Origin of the sequence: Pseudoalteromonas sp. NSLLW218 (assembly GCF_015864775.1) — a bacterium.
Classification (GTDB): domain Bacteria; phylum Pseudomonadota; class Gammaproteobacteria; order Enterobacterales; family Alteromonadaceae; genus Pseudoalteromonas.
This window is the reverse complement of the sequence record NZ_JADYWO010000011.1, coordinates 129,278-148,152: the sequence shown is the minus strand read 5'-3', so window position 1 is coordinate 148,152 and position 18,875 is coordinate 129,278. Positions and strand designations below refer to the sequence as shown.

General features: G+C 39.5%; 13 protein-coding genes. 5 read left to right on the top strand and 8 right to left on the bottom strand.

Annotated elements, in window-relative coordinates; translation table 11 throughout:
* Nucleotides 1-152: 152 nt before the first annotated feature.
* Nucleotides 153-2,729 (bottom strand): exo 1,3/1,4-beta-D-glucan glucohydrolase, encoded by a 2,577-nt coding sequence (locus tag I6E80_RS16755; RefSeq protein ID WP_197186021.1) that lies wholly within the window; start codon nucleotides 2,727-2,729, stop codon nucleotides 153-155.
* A gap of 240 nt (nucleotides 2,730-2,969) precedes the next feature.
* On the opposite strand from I6E80_RS16755, the gene I6E80_RS16750 reads away from it, so the two are divergent.
* From I6E80_RS16750 to I6E80_RS16740, 3 genes are all read left to right on the top strand, one after another.
* Entirely contained in the window at nucleotides 2,970-4,298 is a 1,329-nt protein-coding gene (locus I6E80_RS16750; RefSeq protein ID WP_197186020.1) for a GH1 family beta-glucosidase, read from the top strand.
* A gap of 32 nt (nucleotides 4,299-4,330) precedes the next feature.
* Nucleotides 4,331-5,857 carry an MFS transporter gene (locus tag I6E80_RS16745; protein WP_197111431.1) on the top strand — a complete coding sequence of 509 codons (1,527 nt, stop codon included), beginning with the start codon at nucleotides 4,331-4,333 and terminating at the stop codon, nucleotides 5,855-5,857.
* A 75-nt stretch (nucleotides 5,858-5,932) separates the two neighbouring features.
* A complete protein-coding gene (locus tag I6E80_RS16740) occupies nucleotides 5,933-6,934 on the top strand; it encodes a LacI family DNA-binding transcriptional regulator (RefSeq protein ID WP_024594396.1) in 1,002 nt (333 codons plus the stop codon).
* Between the two features lie 19 nt (nucleotides 6,935-6,953).
* On the opposite strand, the gene I6E80_RS16735 is transcribed toward I6E80_RS16740, so the two are convergent.
* Nucleotides 6,954-7,898, bottom strand: a complete 945-nt coding sequence (locus I6E80_RS16735) for a LysR family transcriptional regulator (protein WP_197186019.1) — start codon at nucleotides 7,896-7,898, stop codon at nucleotides 6,954-6,956.
* A gap of 146 nt (nucleotides 7,899-8,044) precedes the next feature.
* Here I6E80_RS16735 and I6E80_RS16730 point away from each other — a divergent pair, with 146 nt between their 5' ends.
* Together I6E80_RS16730 and I6E80_RS16725 are read left to right on the top strand one after the other, a co-directional pair.
* Entirely contained in the window at nucleotides 8,045-8,992 is a 948-nt protein-coding gene (locus I6E80_RS16730; RefSeq protein ID WP_197186018.1) for a sodium-dependent bicarbonate transport family permease, read from the top strand.
* 563 nt (nucleotides 8,993-9,555) lie between these two features.
* Nucleotides 9,556-10,725 carry an MFS transporter gene (locus tag I6E80_RS16725; RefSeq protein ID WP_076925960.1) on the top strand — a complete coding sequence of 390 codons (1,170 nt, stop codon included), beginning with the start codon at nucleotides 9,556-9,558 and terminating at the stop codon, nucleotides 10,723-10,725.
* Here I6E80_RS16725 and I6E80_RS16720 read toward each other — a convergent pair.
* From I6E80_RS16720 to I6E80_RS16695, 6 genes are all read right to left on the bottom strand, one after another.
* A complete protein-coding gene (locus I6E80_RS16720; RefSeq protein ID WP_197186017.1) occupies nucleotides 10,722-11,237 on the bottom strand; it encodes a M23 family metallopeptidase in 516 nt (171 codons plus the stop codon). The two genes, I6E80_RS16725 and I6E80_RS16720, sit on opposite strands and share 4 nt — an antisense overlap.
* Before the next feature lie 89 nt (nucleotides 11,238-11,326).
* The gene (locus I6E80_RS16715; RefSeq protein WP_076925961.1) at nucleotides 11,327-11,596 is read right to left on the bottom strand and encodes a YrhK family protein; all 270 of its coding nucleotides are present in this window, start codon (nucleotides 11,594-11,596) and stop codon (nucleotides 11,327-11,329) included.
* Between the two features lie 151 nt (nucleotides 11,597-11,747).
* Entirely contained in the window at nucleotides 11,748-13,088 is a 1,341-nt protein-coding gene (locus I6E80_RS16710) for an SPFH domain-containing protein (protein ID WP_076925962.1), read from the bottom strand.
* Nucleotides 13,081-13,419 carry a hypothetical protein gene (locus tag I6E80_RS16705; protein WP_024600640.1) on the bottom strand — a complete coding sequence of 113 codons (339 nt, stop codon included), beginning with the start codon at nucleotides 13,417-13,419 and terminating at the stop codon, nucleotides 13,081-13,083. Before I6E80_RS16705 ends, I6E80_RS16710 begins: the two co-directional genes overlap by 8 nt.
* A 235-nt stretch (nucleotides 13,420-13,654) precedes the next feature.
* Entirely contained in the window at nucleotides 13,655-15,148 is a 1,494-nt protein-coding gene (locus I6E80_RS16700) for a hypothetical protein (RefSeq protein WP_197186016.1), read from the bottom strand.
* A gap of 411 nt (nucleotides 15,149-15,559) precedes the next feature.
* Nucleotides 15,560-18,655 carry a pilus assembly protein gene (locus I6E80_RS16695; protein WP_197186015.1) on the bottom strand — a complete coding sequence of 1,032 codons (3,096 nt, stop codon included), beginning with the start codon at nucleotides 18,653-18,655 and terminating at the stop codon, nucleotides 15,560-15,562.
* Between the last annotated feature and the right edge of the window lie 220 nt (nucleotides 18,656-18,875).

Here is an 18,875-nt window from a genome sequence, read left to right as displayed (position 1 = left end):
CAATTTACTCTTTGTTGCTCGGTTTTTACTTAGCCCACTAGGTTACAAACCTCTCGCCGCGATTAAATTGCCCCTAGATTGAACAAATTTCAATCCACAAAGATCAACATGCCCTCAGGGCTTTGGGTACACACAACTACTTTTACGTTTTATTATTCACACTTAACCACGGCGCTTTTAGCGCTTTGTGGTTCAAAGCTAATATCTGCAACTGAAACGCTAAGCTCTCCTGCTGTTTTAATAATAAAAGGGCTGGTTACTCTGGCAAAATCAACGCCCTTTTTAGCAAAACAGGTTAAATCTATACTCATGGTTTGCCATGTATTTAAATCAGCATTTTCAAGCTCATTAGTAATATCAAGCTCGCCGCCACAACCTTGTTCGCACTTCATTGCAAGGTATGTATGTGAGCTAGGTATTTGGTTTACTTTATAGCTAAAACTAAGGGCCGAATTTGCTTCAATGTAGGCCACTTTGTCTTCGGTAAAGTTACTATTAATTTCGATGTAGCTGGATGCAGTGCCATCAAAGTTAAATTGCATCGCATCTTCTTGAATGGTTTTGTCTTCAGTGCGATAAGTAATGCCACCGAGCTTTACACTGTTACTTGCTACTTGGTGCTGCTCGCTGTTTGAATTTAAAAACAAACGCCACGGCGTTTTAAAACTGCCATTAAATATAGACAGCGGTGCAAGGTTACTAATATCAACACCTGAGTCTTCATTTAGATTATTGGCAAGCGTACTTTCATCTTTATAGGTTAAACCAAAGCCATAGGGTAATAATGGTGAGTAATCAGCATCGCCCTTATTTACTGCGGTTTGCAGTGGCGATTTAGGCCATGAGAACGACAATTTACCTTTAAAGTCGTATTGTACCTGCCCACTTGCATCCGCTAATAAAACATCTGCAATGCCTTGCCCTTCAGTGCCAGGCAGCCATGCTGCTACAAATGCATCTGACGCGTTTAGCTCGCTGTTAACCCACATTGGTCTGCCCGATATAAACACAGAAACAACCGGTATATTTTGCTGCTTTAATGTTTTTAATATTTTAAGAGAGCGTTTATTGTTACGCTCAAACTCAAGGTTGTCTTTATCGCCATGCCCCTCTGCATATGGTTCTTCACCAAATACAACAATGGCTACATCGGGTTTAGTATTAAATTCACCCGTTGGGCTTAAAATAGCGTTACCGCCAGCAGAGTCTATTTGCGTTTTTAATCCGGCATAAATAGACGTTGCTCCAGGAAAATCTGCATTTTGATTATTAGTTCCCTGCCACGTAATACTCCAACCACCCGATTGCTTGCCAATGTTATCAGCCGCATCGCCTGCTATAAGTATGTTGCTTGACGGGTTAAGCGGTAATAAATGGTTGTTGTTTTTAAGCAGTACTAACGACTCTTGTACCGCTTGGCGGGCAATATCGCGATGTGCAGGTGCACCTATGAGTTCTAACTTACCTGAGTATTTTCGATTTGCGGGGCTTGGTTTATCAAATAAACCTGCGCGTAACTTAACGCGTAAAATACGTGCCACGGCGTCATCTATTCGCGCCATTGTTATTGTGCCCGCTTTTACTTGTTTAATTGTATTTTCATAAAGTGGTTTCCAAGCACCCGTTGGCACCATAAAAATATCAAGCCCGGCATTAACAGCTTGCGGGCAGCTTTCATTTGTACAGCCGGCAACTTGTCCGTGCCCATTCCAATCGCCTACAACAAAGCCATCAAAACCCATTTTTGTTTTTAGTACATCGGTAAGTAAGTATTTATTACCGTGATTTTTTTTACCATTCCAGCTATTAAACGATGCCATAACCGATTGGCTACCTGCGGTTAAGCCTCCTATATAACCTTGCGCATGAATGTTATATAACGTCTCTTCGCTATCAATGTTGTCACCTTGATCGTCGCCATCTACCGTGCCGCCATCGCCTAAAAAGTGCTTAACAGTACTAATTACGTGTTTGTCACTTAAAAAATCATCACCAGCTCTGCCTTGTAATCCGTTTACAATTGCGGCTGAATATTCACGTACAATTGCAGGGCCTTCTGAGTAGCCTTCATACGTTCTGCCCCATCGGTCGTCGCGCACTACAGCAACTGTTGGTGCAAATACCCAATCTATGCCTGTTGCCATTACTTCTATTGCCGTAGCTGCTGCAATTTGCTCAATTAATGCAGGATTATTTGCTGCACCTAAACCAATATTGTGCGGAAATAACGTCGCGCCAATCACATTATTATGACCATGTACCGCATCAGTGCCCCACATAGTTGGAATTTTACTGCCATCAATTGAGTCATCAACCGATGCCTGATACATACTCTCAGCAAGTGTTATCCAATCGGCAGGCGTTGCATGTTTATCAGCATTCGGGAACGAGCCACCGCCATTTAAATACGAACCAAAGCCATATTTGCGCATGTCTTCAGCGGTTATATCGCGAATTTCAGGTTGGATCATCTGCGCTACTTTTTGCTCAAGCGTCATTGTTTTTAAATATTGTGCAATCGTATTTTCAATTTCAGGCGTTTTCACTACTTTGCTTTTAAGCGTTGGCCAAAGTGATAAATCACCTTGCTCATGCTCAGTATTTTTGGCCACCGCGCTTTCGTTATTATTAGCGTTAGCTTCTTGTTTATTACACGCACTTAGAACGCATAATCCGCCTATTAAAATAGGGAGCATTCGTAACCTATTAGTGTTTAAGCTTTTTTTCATTTTTATAGCCCTGTGTTGTGTCAGTGTGTTTTTGTGCAGCACCTATTTGTTATTTAAATTTAACTATTGACCTACTTAGCAATAGCCACTAACCTAAATATGGAAGCGCTTCCTTAAAGTTATTAAATACCATCCTTAGTGATTAATCAAATTAAATATGGAAGCGCTTCCAATATTGAATTTAATACACGATATATACAAAGCAACCTTTACCAAAAAAGAAGCAGAGGTTTTCTCTTAATGAAACAATTATCTTTACCTAGTGGCTCACCCCTTTTAGCCAAAAATTTTACCTATGGTGTAGCTACGGCCTCATTTCAAATTGAAGGCGGCGCAACCGATCGCTTGCCATGTATTTGGGATACCTTTTGCAGTAAAGAAGGCAAAATAGTCGATAATTCAAATGGCGATGTAGCCTGCGAGCACTACTCTCGCTGGAAAGACGATATAAACTTAATTGAGTCATTAGGTGTAGACGCTTACAGACTTTCTATTTCATGGCCGCGCGTAATGACTAAAAATGGCCACCTAAACCCGACAGGTGTTAAATTTTACACCGACATTTTAGATGAATTAAAACGCCGTAACATTAAAGCTTTTGTAACGCTGTACCACTGGGATTTACCACAACATATTGAAGACGAAGGCGGTTGGCTAAACCGTAACACCGCTTACGAATTTGCGCATTACACAGATTTAATTACAAAAGCATTTGGTGACCGCGTACACTCGTACGCCACCTTAAACGAGCCGTTTTGTAGCTCTTACTTAGGTTACGAAATAGGCGTACATGCGCCGGGTATTGTAGGTCGCGAGTTTGGTCGTAAAGCTGCGCATCACTTATTACTGGGCCACGGATTGGCTATGCAAGTACTTGCTAAAAATAGCCCAAATACATTAAACGGTATTGTACTTAACTTTACGCCTTGTTACTCAGTTACCCAATGCGAAGAAGATTTAAAAGCGACTGCATTTGCTGATGACTACATAAACCAATGGTACATGCAGCCTGTAATGCAAGGTAAGTACCCTGATATTATTAATCAATTACCTAAAGCCCACCGCCCTGATATTTTGGATGGCGACATGGAAATAATTGCTCAACCACTAGATTACCTAGGGGTTAACTTTTATACCCGCATGCATTATCAAGCAAGCGAAACCGACTTTTACCATGAGCTGCCACATAAAACGCCAATGACCGATATAGGCTGGGAAATTTATCCTAAAGCACTTACAGAGTTACTTGTATCGTTAAACGAAAAATACACCCTACCGCCTATTTATATTACCGAAAATGGCGCAGCCATGGCTGACGAATTTAAAGACGGTGAAGTGAACGATAACGACCGTATTGAATATTACCACGAGCATTTAAATGCCCTACATAACGCAGCTGAGCAAGGCGTAAAAGTAGATGGCTACTTTGCTTGGAGCTTAATGGATAACTTTGAATGGGCTGAAGGATATTTAAAACGTTTTGGAATAGTACACGTAGACTACAACACACAAAAACGAACTGTTAAAGCCAGCGGTAAAGCGTACACTAAACTCATAACAAGCCGATAAATTATCGGCTTATAACAATAAGAACACACACTGTGAACAAACTCCCTTTATACGAAAAAGTCGGTTACGCCATGGGCGATGCCGGCGCTAACTTAGTGTGGCGCGGCGCGCTTGCTTATTTAGCGGTGTTTTACACCGATACATTTGGCATATCGGCGGCTGCCGCTGCCATGTTGTTTTTAGTGGTAAGGCTATCTGATGGCGTAACCGATATTATTATGGGTATGATTGCCGACAGAACGCAGTCGCGCTTTGGTAAATTTCGCCCATGGATACTCTACTCGGCACCATTTTTGGGCTTGTTTATGGTGTTGTGTTTTACTACACCCGACTTTAGCACCACCAACAAACTTATTTATGCCTACGTAACCTACATAGGTTTAACGCTTGCCTACACCGTAAGTAACGTGCCCTATTCGGCACTTATGGGCGTTATGACACCAGACGACACAGAGCGCACAAAGCTCTCTGGTTTTAGGTTTGCAGGTGCGTTTACTGGTGGTTTATTGGTTATGGGTTTTTTACCTGAGCTAGTGGCATTTTTTGGTGGCGGCGACAACGCTAAAGGCTATCAGCTTACTATGTACTTATTTGCCAGCTTACTTATTATTTTAATGATTATAACGTTTGCGACCACTAAAGAGCGTGTAACACCGCACGCCTCAAATGAAGGGAATTTAAAATCAGAGTTATTTGATTTAACCAAAAGCTTGCCATTTATAATCCTACCTTTGCTTGCTACTACCTTGTTTTTTTATTACCGCGATTTATACAGCGGCGTATTTTTTGCCCTTGTTATGGCAGCAATGACATTCGTTATTAAAAAATTACTCAATAAAGATAAGCAAAGCCTAACAGGTTCACAGCGCGACATGGTTGATCTTCTGACCAACAAACCTTGGTTGGTGTTACTCGGCATTGGTTTTTTAACCATGATGTTTAATGGCATAAAATACGGAGTAATTGCATATTACTTTAAATACCACGTAGCTAATGAACTCATGGCTGGGCAATACTTTATTGCCTTGTTGATTGTATCTATATTAGGCGCACTTGCCACAGGTAAACTGGCCGAAATAATGGGTAAACGAAACCTCTTTATTGCATCATTAATGCTAAGCGGGTTACTCACTACTGCATTTTACTGGGTACCTAGCGATAACCTGGTTGCAGTATTTACCTTTGGTTGCGCTGCTGAATTTTTTGCCGCCATGATGCCAACATTGTTCTTTAGTATGCTTGGCGATTCAGCCGATTACTCAGAGTGGAAAAATAAACGCCGCGCAACAGGGCTTATTTATTCTGCGGGTACGTTTGTGCAAAAAACCGGTGGTGGTTTTGCAGGTGCATTAGTATTAGTGGTACTTGCAGGCTACGGTTATAACGGCATGGATGAGCTAACAATTACCCAAGCTCTACCTGGCATGCAGTTACTTATGAGTTGGATACCTGCCGCATTTGCATTTTTAGGCGCCGCATTGATGCTTATTTATCCGCTTACCTCAGCAATGACGCAAAAAATAACAGAAGACTTAGCAATTAGACGCAGTAATGTGTAAATTAACTTTTAATGACTCTTCGCGCTTTATATTTTTATAAAGCGCGAGTAAAAACACATATAAGCTAGGACATCAATGGCGACAATTTATCAAGTATCAGAAATGGCAGGTGTGTCTTTATCAACTGTTTCAAGGGTACTTAACGACAACGACTACGTAAGCAAAAAAACTAAAAAAAAGGTATTAGAAGCAATGAAAGAGCTAGGCTATCAGCCAAGTTCTATTGCACGCTCTTTAGCCTCTAGCACTACAAACAGCGTCGGTATTTTAGTTTCGGAGTTGGATGGTCCGTTTTTTGGTCAAATGATGTCAGCCATTGAAGAACATCTTCGTATTGCGGGTAAACACGTTATTATTACCCCAGGGCACAGTGACGAGAAAAAAGAAAAAAGCGGCTTTGAATTTTTAATAGGCCGTAATTGCGACGCTATTATTGCCCACGTAGAAGCGGTATCAAACGAGTATCTAATTGAGTTAAGTAAAGGCAAAACCCCTATTTACTTAATGAGCCGCTACGTTAAAGAAATTGAAGAAAACTGCATTAGCCTCGACAACGTAATGGGCGGCTACTTAGCCACTAAAGCCATGATCAACAAAGGTCATAAAAACATTGCGTACATAGCAGGCCCGCAGTTTAAAGAAGATGCGTCAAATCGTTTGAAAGGTCACAAACAAGCACTAGCAGAATACAACATCACCTTTGACGAAAACTTATATTATGTAGGTGACTTTAAAGAAACTGGTGGCAGCGACGGCTTAAGGCATTTTATTCAAAATAAAGCGCAAATAACTGCTCTTGTATGTGCCAATGACGAAATGGCATCGGGTGCTATGAAATACGCCCGCGAACACGGTTTTAACCTACCAAAAGATTTAGCCATTATTGGGTTCGATAACGTAATTTTTACCAATTACCTCTACCCAACGCTTACTACAATAGATAACCCAGTTCCCGAAATGGGCCGAGCTGCGGCTAACTTAGTACTTAAAGACATTTATAAAAAAAGCGGCATAACAGTAAAGCACGTGTTTCAGCCAAAGCTTATTTTAAGAGACTCAACACCCGATATTAATTAACTTTAAACCTAATTTAAATCTAGTTTAAATCTAAGTTATGTAACTCATTACGCACCCACTGTGTACCTAAATATTGCTCTACGTGCTGCTGCGCAAACTTTAAAAAGTTACGTGCAGCATGCGATATGTGCCTATCTGTTCGCATTACAAAATACCAATGACTCGCTAAATGAGTATCGGTTACGTTTAAAATTTTAAAACTTGTATCGTCTGTTGCAAGTACATGGCGTGATAAAACCGCAATGCCCATCCCCGATGCAACCGCAACGCGTATTGCTTCATTACTCGCCATTTGTACGCTATCGCTCAGCACTAAGCCTCGGCTTTGTAACTCGCTTTCAAATAACATACGGGTCGCTGAGCCATTTTCTCGGAGTAAAAAGCGATACTGCATTAAATCCGTTAATTTAACGGCTTTTACGTGAGCTAGCGGGTGGTTTAGTGGCACTATAAATTCAAGTGGATTATGCAAAAAGCGCGCAGCTTGTGCGCTCTCAAGCGACGGCGGGTGGCTAAATACATAAATATCGTCCTCTCCTCGCTCAAACCTATCAAGCACCTCTGCCCTGTTACCAATCTCAAGCGGAAGTTCAACGTGGGGATGTAAATTACTATAGGGGCCAAGTAATTTCGGTAAAATATATTGCGCCGTATTAACCATCGCAATTTTACAACGACCGCGTGCCCCACCGTTAAGCTCGGTTAAAAAATCTTGATAATCGTCAAAATGACCAAACACCTGCTGGCAAGTTTTAAATAGCTCAAGTCCGGCATCGGTTACGTGTAGCTTTTGCTGTTGCATAAGTAATAACGGCTCACTTACCGCTTCTTGTAATCGCTTTATTTGTAGCGATACCGTTGGCTGCGTTAGGTGTAAACGCCTTGCAGTTTCGCTTATTGAACCTGTTTTAACCACGCTCATAAATACTTCGAGCAACCTAAACGATATATGTCGTAAATCCATACCTACCTCATAAACCTAACAAACTGCACTTAATAAATCAGCTATAGATATTTATCTATACATAACTCGTATTTATTTTATTATTTACTATACAAAGTTTTATCTACAATAGCGCCACTTAATTTACCACCTAGTAAGGAAAGCCTGTGCCAGATATTGTTGTTATGTTTTTTATTTTAGGATTAGTGGCGGGTATTTTACGCTCGGACTTGGCTATTCCAAAAGCCACCTATGACACATTAAGCTTATTGCTCATGTTAACCATCGGCTTAAAAGGCGGTATGGTGCTACACGGTAACTTAAGCTGGCAACTACTGCCCGAAATGGGTTCGGTAATGTTGCTTGGCGCACTTATACCATTGATGCTTTACCCTATTTTAAAATACGTGATTAAACTCTCTGTTGCTAATATTGCCAGCATTGCCGCGCATTATGGCTCAGTAAGTGCGGGGACATTTGCTGTAGCGCTTGCCTATGCCGAATCGGCTAAATTGGTAGTGGGTGCAGAAGTAACCCTGTATTTAGTGATGTTAGAGCTCCCTGCAATCATTGTTGGTTTATTGCTTTACCGAAAACTTGATAAACAAAACAGCCAAAAAAGTGAACCATCGTTAAAAGCGCTTTGGCACGAAACTCTTACGAACAAAAGTGTCATTTTGCTTATAGGTGGTGTCGTTATAGGTATGATGTACGGCACAGTTCAAGGCAGCCAAGTAACTAGCCTTTTAACAAGTAGCTTTAAGGTTGTTCTGGCATTATTTTTACTAGAAATGGGTTTAGTAGCCGCGCAAACTTTGCGCCCTATCCCCTGGGAACATTGGAAGCTCGCGGTATTTGCTATTGTCACCCCGCTATTTTTAGGTACGATTGGCACAGCAGTAGGCACACTTTTAAATTTAGAATTAGGCTCGGTAGTTATATTGGGAAGTTTAGTAGCCAGCGCCTCTTACATAGCCGCACCCGCTGCAATAAAAGCGGCAATTCCTAAAGCCGATATTGGTCTTGCTATGCTGAGCTCTCTTGGTGTAACTTTCCCGTTTAATGTGATTGTTGGTATTGGTTTATATCACCACCTTGCACTAGCAATGCAATAAACAAATAAATGTTAATTTTATCACTTTAAAAACTGTTAAACCCTATTTTACATAGGGTTTAACACTAGGGCGTGCTGACCTTTCGTGATTAACTTTGCAGCAGACTGTTTGGTATTTAAGCAAGGCAGAGCCTATGTAGTGTGGTTATTCCCCATAAATAGGCGATAACGCAGCATAAATGCCAAACATGCGCTGCCCTTTGAGCTCGATCTAGGGACGATTAACTCTTTGTTGCTCGGTTTTTACTTAGCCCGCTAGGTTACAAACCTCGCGCCGCGATTAAATCGCCCCTAGATTGACAAATTTCAATCCACAAAGATCAACACGCCCTAATAAATACTCACAAATATAAAACAATATCTACATAAAAACACTACAATAAAAAGCATAATCGATCCGATAATTTACCAAAACGATCGTTTTAAAATATATTTATATTGTTTAATAAAATATCACTTTACTTATTTTTAATTTGGCACTAAATTCGCGCAAATTTTATTATTAAAGTAACCTCTCAAACTTTAAAACAGTGGTTATTTATCTCAACGAGTCGATAAACACACATGGCCGAATTAGCCGCCACAAGCACTTCTAACAACCCTTTAGCGCCTGTTATAGGGCTGTCATTTTTTGCTATCGCATCCGGCTTTTTAATGAGCCTTATTCCACTGTCGTTACCCGCATTTAAACTTGATGAAAACCTAGCGCCTTGGCTTGCGAGCATTTTTTACTTTGGCTTACTTATTGGCGCCACCACAATAGAGCGCATTGTGGTAAAAATTGGTCATCGCTTCGCATTTATATTATTTTTAAGCTTATTAATAGTAAGCGTGCTTGCACAACTTGCACTACCAAATACCGTTAACTGGTTAATTGCACGATTTGTAGCAGGTGTTGCTGTTGCCGGTGTATTTGTAGTTGTTGAGTCTTGGTTATTAATGACCAATACCGCAAAGTCGCGTGCAAAACGTTTGGGCTTATACATGACATCACTTTATGGGGGCAGCGCGGTTGGTCAACTTGCTATAGGGCCGCTTGGCACCGAAGGTTCAACGCCTTATTTATTTGTAGCCTCGTTATTATTTTTAGCTATTTTAGCGCCTTTATTAATAACTAAAGGTCAGCCAGAAAAACAACATCTTGAAAAACTACCACTAAAAGAAATAAAATCACTAAGCCACCCAGCTATGCTCGGATGCTTAGCATCAGGCTTATTACTGGGCCCTATTTACGGCTTAATGCCTGTTTATATTGCAGCACAGACTGATCAAGCTCAGTACACAGGGACACTCATGGCGGTTATTATTTTAGGCGGCATGGTCGTGCAGCCGCTTGTGAGTTACTTATCTACTCGGCTTGAAAAAAGCTTACTGATGGGTATGTTTTGTTTAGTAGGCGCAGCCGGTGCTGTGGGTATATTACAAGCAAACACTTTAGCAGGATTAATAGTGAGCTACTTAATACTAGGCGCGTGCAGCTTTGCACTTTACCCGATTGCTATAACACTTGCGTGCGACTCATTGCCAATAGCAAAAATAGTCTCAGCAACTGAGGTTATGCTTTTAAGTTACAGTATTGGTTCGGTATTTGGCCCTATGCTTGCTGCCAATTTATCTGATGCATCAAACGGTATTGTGTTTTATTTAGCAGGCTGTTTAATCACTACCTGTATTTATATGTTTATTAAAAGCATTAAAAATATTCGCGCGGGTAAAACCCCAGTTGCAGGCTAAGTAGTTTTTAATTTGTCGTGTGGACTCAAAAAAAACATCTTTTTCCAGCCTTGGCTTTGTGTTGTATAAAGCCATGGCATGGGCACTAACGATAAAATAGAATAATGTACATGAGGCTGCTTCCCGGCGGCATTTCCGGTATCGCCTAGTAACCCAATTTGACTGTTTATGCTTACAACATCACCTGCACTTACCGAGTAGTCATTTAAATGTGCAAAATAATGTATACGCCATTTAGGCCCAAGCACCGCAACCACTTTACCACCACGAGTTAATTCACCTGCAAATATAACAATCCCGTTTGTTGAGGCAACTACAGGAGTGTTCTTTATGCCAAAAATATCAATTCCTTTGTGCACACCCGATCTGCCCCAAGGCTCATACCAAAATGTATTATGGTTCCAATCTTTAGGTGTAGCACCTTGTACCGGAATCATTATTTTTTCGGGAATTAGTAAGCCTATAATTAATAAAGTAGCTATTCCAATTGCAATCCACTTAAGTACTTTCACTGCTCTATCCTTGATATTTAAATAACTTATACTGGTAAATTATTAGCCATAGTAACTGAACTCATCATGAGTCGTATTTATGGTTTTATTTATGGAGTTTTATTTGAATGAAATACCCGACTAACATGCACTAAGCTGATCAATTTCAAAACAGGCTTTATAAGTAATTGGGCACTGCCCGCTATAAACAACCATGTGCCACTCTCTACTAATGAGTCATTTAAAAAGAAAAAACTACCAATTAAAAACCACACGGCAATCAAAAAATCGTTAAATGCACCCAGCGCTTCATATCGACGCTGGATGGTAATATGCTCTTGCCCTAAATCTAAAATAAACTGATTACTGCTGGAGTCCATAAGTACTGCTCACTCTTTTATTTCATAATTTAAAAAGCTTGTTTTCACAAGCTAAGCCGCACCATACAATAACAAAATTTACGCAATAAAAAACGTTGGCCAATGCGAATCAGCCAACGTTTTTATTGTTTGTACAATACTTAACTATTGTTTATTTTTTATCTTTTTCTAAACGTTTTTTAAGACTTAATGCTGCATCAGCGGCTAATAAGCGCATAAATTCTGAGCCATTACTTTGCTCGCCTTGGCTCCCGCCTATTACAATTTCAGGCACTAAACGGCTATTGCCTAAACTTGTAAATAAAGCAGTCTGAATTTTAACTTCTGCTTTTAGCGTTTCATCAAATACATACTTAGGATCAAGTGCCGCAGACTTAGCTCTTAAACGAGCCTCAGCTAAAACGTCCATACCTAATGCTTCTAGGCGTTGTTGTTTTAAAATCTCTTCTTGCTCTTTTGCAAGCTCCGCTTTTACAGCAACACGTTGCTGTGCAGAAATAATGGCATTTGCCTTAATTCGCTCAGCATCAATTTGCTCTTTAATTTTTAGCTTTTCTGATTCAGCACGTTGCTTAGCAATTGCTTGTTCACCTAAAGCCACTTCAGTTCGTGCTTGTTGCTCAGCTTTTTTAAGATTTTGACGCGCTAGCGCTTCATCTGCAGCTGCTTGCTTTTGCGCCTCAAGGCGAGCGTTTACTTTGCTTTCGTAGTCAATATCAATAATGCTGGCATCAACTACTGTAATACCATAAGCGCCTAAAATAGGTGCATTGCGCAGTGTATTACCTTCATCGTCCATTTTAATATTAATAGTGACGCGCTGCTGTTTACTTAAATTACCTAAATCGTCAGATTTATCGCGCTCACCGGTACTAATAATTTGTTCAGTAACAAAAATACCGTTGGTTAATTGATCAGCAAAATCTTGGCTTAATTGACCATTACCACCAGAGTAATGTTGCTCTACCGACATCATACGCGCCGATGCTTTTACATTTTCAGTGGTTGCACGCATTAATAAATTAGATATTAATGTTTCTTGTGAACCAAACTCTTCGTGTATTTTAAGTAAACCACGTAGAGCACCCGATTCTGCTGCTGGTACATTGCCTGGCAATCTAAAACGAGAAACACCGCGTGCGCCACCCGTTGTCGTATCTAAAAATCGAATGGGTATTAGCGGTACAATTGCGCTTGCTGTTGCGCCTGCGTCACCCGTAAAATTAATCGAAATTACTTTTTTATAAGCCGATGTAGTACCAAACGCTTTTAAATAAGGGCCGGCTTGATTTATTACGGTTAAGTTACCTGTAAAAGCCGATTGATGGACTAAACGCTCATCAGCTTCATTCCATGAAACAACTTGCGATGTCAGCGTTGCAATTACCGCTAATACAACAACAATTGATGAAACAACAATTACATTACGACGACCAAATCGACTCATAAATGAGCCACTTTTTACTGCTGGGACTGCTTTTTCGCTATCCATTTTTACTACTCTCCATGTTTAATTTCTTTTTAACAAAGTAAATAATTTCCTGTTCACTCAAATGTGCGCAAAAGCTACCAGAGCGATGTAACTCAACAAATGTTGCAAGGATTTCTTCTTTACCTTTTGCTGTTTTATCTTGGTTTTCTTGTGTTTGATTTTTTTCTGTTAGTTGAGTGATTAAATCATCCACTATCGTGTCTTTATCAAACAGTACGTTGTATTCCTTGGATTTTCTTACCCGGCTTTTATGTACGTTGCTGTAAATTACATAAAGTGCAACGCATAAAATAATAACCAGTAAACTTAACCCAATAATATAAAAAATCATAAGCTCTACTTAAATTAGTTTAAATACTTAACGAGCAATAACAATTGTAAGCACTGCTTAACAAATGTTAACCCAGTAATTTTACAGTAAACCCGAGTAAAAAACAGATTAAAAATAAAGTTCAGCAGGTATATAATAAAACTGCACGTAAAAGTAAGCTTTTTTGAACAAAAAAATGCATGTCAGTTATTAACTGACAGACATTAAACTAATATTTATTAAAGTGCTTTTTAAATTATTCGCATTGCACCCAATCAACACCATTTTCACCGCACTCATGCAGCATTGTTCCATCTTCTTGGCGGGTATCTCTAAACCATTTCCCTTCAATTGTTTTCGTAATACGTACGTTATCTGTGGTTTTGTATTTACGCCAAAAGCTAGCATCAATAGATGTTTCGTCATCAAACTTATAGGGCATAGCAGCGAGTACAGTAACTAAATCTTGAGTTTCTAAATCAGCAGCTTTGTCTTTAACATTTACCCAATTAGATAATGTTTGAAAATCGGCATTTTCTTCTCTAAAGGCAAAGTCAGTTTGATAAAACGATCCTGACTCAGTATAGCTAATGCTAAAACCTCGCTCGAACGGTGTATCTAAATTAGCACTAACGCATTCATCTGCTGTAGGAAAGTTAACCGATGGGCTTGTATTATCAACGCCATAAAGCACATTGCTTTGCTCAAAACTAACGTTCTCAATGCTAGAGCATCGGTAAGTACGATCGGCGTTAATGTAAACATCATCTCTAACTGTTAATTTTCCATTTAATGATTCTTCGCCCCAAGGCGTATCTGTTGAATCCAATCGAGACAAAATAACGTCAATTTTGTCGAGTTCGTTTGTATTTTGAAGCTTTACTTGCTCATAAATAAGCTCAGCGCCTGCAAAAATAACTTTGTCGCGGTACCATGCATTTTCAAACCCATACTCTGCATCTTTTGCTGTGTCTTGGTAAATAACTGCTCTTACTTCTTCTGCATCAGGAAACTGAGCATCTAGCTCTTGCTTGAATTTATAGGCCGCTTTTAGTCCTTTAACAATCGCCTGTGCTCTGTCGTAAGCATCACTGTCACTATTGGCAATAAAATCTGAGTACATTTGTTCAGTCGACAAATTATAATGCGCTACCAAGTTTTGCATAACATTTGTTATTTCGCTTTGAAGATTTGCAAGTAACTCAGTATTTTCTTTGAGTGCATCACAACTTAAATTATTGCTACCAACTTTTTGTAATTGAAGACTCAATTGCTCCCAAATAACGGTTGTTAAAGGTGATATATTTCGAATGTCTTCATCAGTTAAAGCCTCAATTGAGGGCGGAAATGACATTTGATACGCTTGTGTTACCTCTCCTAAATCCTCGTCAATTGCGCCAACAGGTACATCAACATACATAGTTGAATACGGCACACACAGCGCCTGCTCTTCTGTAAAATTAAAACTATAATTACCCGATTCTTCAGAGACTACAGAAGGTTCTGTTTGCTCGTCAAAAGTACCATCGCCATCAATATCTAGCCATACTATTGCACCAGATACATAGCCATCAATAACCTTTCCAGTAAGAGAGATAGTGTTAACTTCTACGGGGTCTACTTTTATAGGGTCAGGCTTAGCTACAACTGGCTCTACAACGACCACTTTATCATCGCCACCGCCGCCACATCCAACAAGGCCTAGCGTAAACGCTAATGAAATAGCTAACTGACTTTTTTTAAAAAACATACAAAGACTTCCTTTTTTGCACTTTAATTATTATTAAAAATCATATTGTTATAAATTAAATAAATAGATTTAAACAACAGAAATTTATTGAATTTTTATGGGGGGATGGCAACAAGTTAACATGCCCTGTACCTATATAGTGACACGCCTTGTTAAGTTTAGCTTTTACATTTGTTAATTAAATATAACTAATACCAGTTATTATTGACTAATATGGACTGCAAGTGCCTAGAGTAAAGGGCTCAAGTGATGACCGAGTTTTGTAAACGAATGTATATTACACATGGGTTGGTTTAGAGCGCTGCGATGACTATAAAACAATTATATAAGCAAACCATCTGTATTTTTGATTAGCTTCTAAAAGCAAAAAGCCACCTAAATAAGGTGGCTAAAGCTTATAGTATCGTATTATTAATTTGCCTGACTATCGTTTTCTTCGCGTTTATAAATATACGTTTGCTGAGTTTTGAAGCCAAAACCAATTGGTTCAGCGCCATTTACTAGCTTAACTTTTCCATCTTCAATATTTAAATTTGGTCCAAGTATTTCAATAGCTTTTATTGGCTTATCAGAACCCTCAATCCCAGGGCCTATTAAATAAAACTGACTAATTTGCGTTACATCCGTTTCATCATCCCAATCGCACTTACCATTGGCATCACTATCTTCACACGAAGGTCCTTCTCCAAAAAATAGTTGTGGTGTATCTGGTACATCATTACTTGTTGCAAATTTCACATCGTCATAAACCTTCGTTCCGTAATGTAAATGAAAGGCATAAAGCGACCCACCGCCACCTGTTAACGAGCATTGGTTTTGAGTTGATGAGGAAGATGCGGGCGTAAAGGAAGTAAAGTAAGCAACCCCACCAACGACTGTAGCTGCAGCAAGGGACTTCTCACCTGTCCCTAATTCATATCGCCACCCTTTAAATTCAGCTAACTTAACTTCAAGGTTAACAAACTTATCAACGTCATCAAGTGCGTTACCAAATGGGTCTTCATTCATTTTCATTAAATCATCTGGCACTATTGGATCTGGAAATTCAGTAAATATTTTTGTTAAGGTGTTTTCATCACGGATCATATAAAGCTGATCTTGCTCATTAGTAGCAAGTGGGTTTGAGCGGTTTCCGCTGCCTATCACAATTGCGTCGTACGGGGTGTCTAAACGAGTCGTGATCATTTCACCATCATAATTGGTCTTAGTAACTTTACTAAACAGCGTTCTAGCAACTAACGGTTTATAAAAAAAACGTCTGTCTTGTGACGCTAATGTACTGCCAAGCTCCGCAAGTTTAAAGTGAGTAATCTCATCTTCATCATCGGTGGGAATATCTACACGCCAAATATTACCGCCAGTATCGGTTGCATAAATTCGGTCAATATACCCATCGTAATCTGAGTCAAGCGTAGTTACATCCGCTGCAATACTGTGCTCACCGGTAAAACCATGTTCATCTGGAGTGAGCGCCCATACCTTTTCGCCAGTTTTAGCATTAACAATGTAAATACCTAGCCCGGTTTCATCTGTTGTTCTAATCGCATTATCTTTGTTTGTATCGTAGCCTGCGCCAAATATCAGCAATGGATCCTCACCAAACGCTTTAATATACGCAATTTGGGGCTTAGACCATGTTTGTGCTAAATATTTAAATTCTTCAGAGCCACCAACAATTGGCTTATTCCATAATTTTTTAGGTTTATCTGGGTCACTTATATCCAGGCCGTAGTAATTTTTACCGCCTCGGCGCATGCCTGTAAATGCCCAAACTTCATCGCCCTCACTTGCTTTAACAACGCCATCATTTAAACCATCAGTGTTTAAACTTTTATTATTAAAGAACACACTTATAGGGCCATCCATGCCATACACTTTTGTATTTGCGAGATTACTCCGCAAAGCCGGAATGTTTTTTAATAAGGCTGCAGGTGTAAAAGCCCACCTTTCTTCAACTGTATCGCCTTTGTCTTCAAACATATGTAAAAAGCCGGCATTGGTACCAACAAGTATATGAATACTTCCATCGCCGTAATCTATAGATACCGGTTTTGAATGCAAAGGGTCGCCAAAAATATTGATTCGCTGATCGACTGATGAGTTATCTCCATCTTCATTATCAACATCAACCCCTCGTGCCCAGCTAATATCATCTTCCTCTAAAGTTAACCCAATATTAGGAATCAAATCAGGGGCAAGATCGGTAACTGTACTTGTCGCTAAATTTAAAATGGTTTGTACTTTATCAAAAGTAAAATCAATAATACTACCCGTTTTATCTATGTAAATTTTACGGCTATCAGGGTCTAGGGTTGATAAAAGTAAATTTACGCCCCCCTGAGCCACTAAATTACCGTCTGCAGGCTTATTAGTTGGCAGCCAAAAAGTTCGTGCTTTTTCATCAATCAACCCATTATTATCTAAAGCTATTTTATCAGTTGAATCTACAATATTTGCACCAGACACTTTAAGCTTTTTTAAATTCCCGCTCCAGCGTGCGCCTGTTTCTGGGTAAAACATCGCAAAATAAATTGATTCTCGGCTACGAGTTTGGTCAACATTGTTACTTGCTACCGTAGGAGATGAAAAACTATCGTTAACTTCGCGTATTTTCGATATTGTATTATTAAGCGCTTCAGAAAGTTCAGTTGATGTATCTGCATGTAAGTACTCGCCTCCTCCCAATAAAGCGGTTTTTTCTAATAGTTTTTTACCATTTGTACTCATGCCACTACCAAAACCGATAGTAAAAACTCGCCCAGTATCGGCAACCTCTGGCGTGGTGTCGTACAAGTCCACCTCAACATCTCTTGTACCATGTATTATTTGAGCTAAAGCGGCTAAATAACTGCCACTTGTTTTAGCTGGGTTTGAGCCAAAAGTAGATTTGTATAATGCTTTTATATCTGAGTCTGACTGATTATCGTTGTAGGGATCACCGTCGGTCATTAAAATCACGTTAATAGAGTTGTCACAGCGCTCATCAGAACCTTGAACAGCTTTAAAGGGCGAGATGTATTTAGAATCATAGCCGTCATATCGATTCCCTGTTTCGGCAGAATAATCCCTATCACCTTTATTTCGACCATAATCAACATACCAACCTCTTAAGTATCGATAAGCCTCCCATAGAGTCTCAGCTAAAGGCGTGCTTCCACCCGCACTTAATTCTTCAATTTTATCCGTGATAGTATCGTGATCAGTCCCAACATCAGATAAAACATATCCACCGTATGAACTATAAAAACGCATTAAACCAAAATCAATCGAGCTGTTATCACTTACTAATTGGGTCATCGCGCTTATACCAGCATCGATTTTTTTAGGGCCCCCATTAGGCAGCTCAGTCTTCATACTTCCTGATGTATCAAACACAATAAGCACGCGAGGGTTTTCGTCGGTTTCAACATTATGGTTTACGTATAGTTCTATATCTTCGGCAAATACAGAAAGGCTAATACCCACCCCGAATAACAAGGCAGCTATTTTTTTTAGTTTGAATTGCATTTTTAAATCCCTTTATTTGCGCTTTTTATTTTTATTGCGCAAGTTAATAACTACTCTATTCCGTGTTTAATTATTAGTAATATGGAGGTGGGACTAAAAATTAAAACAAAGGTAATATCTAGCTATTTATCACAAAACAGTGATTAGCATTCACATCTCGTTAATACTATAAAATATATATCATTTCGATTTTTAAATAAAAACAGACTAAAGTCAAAGG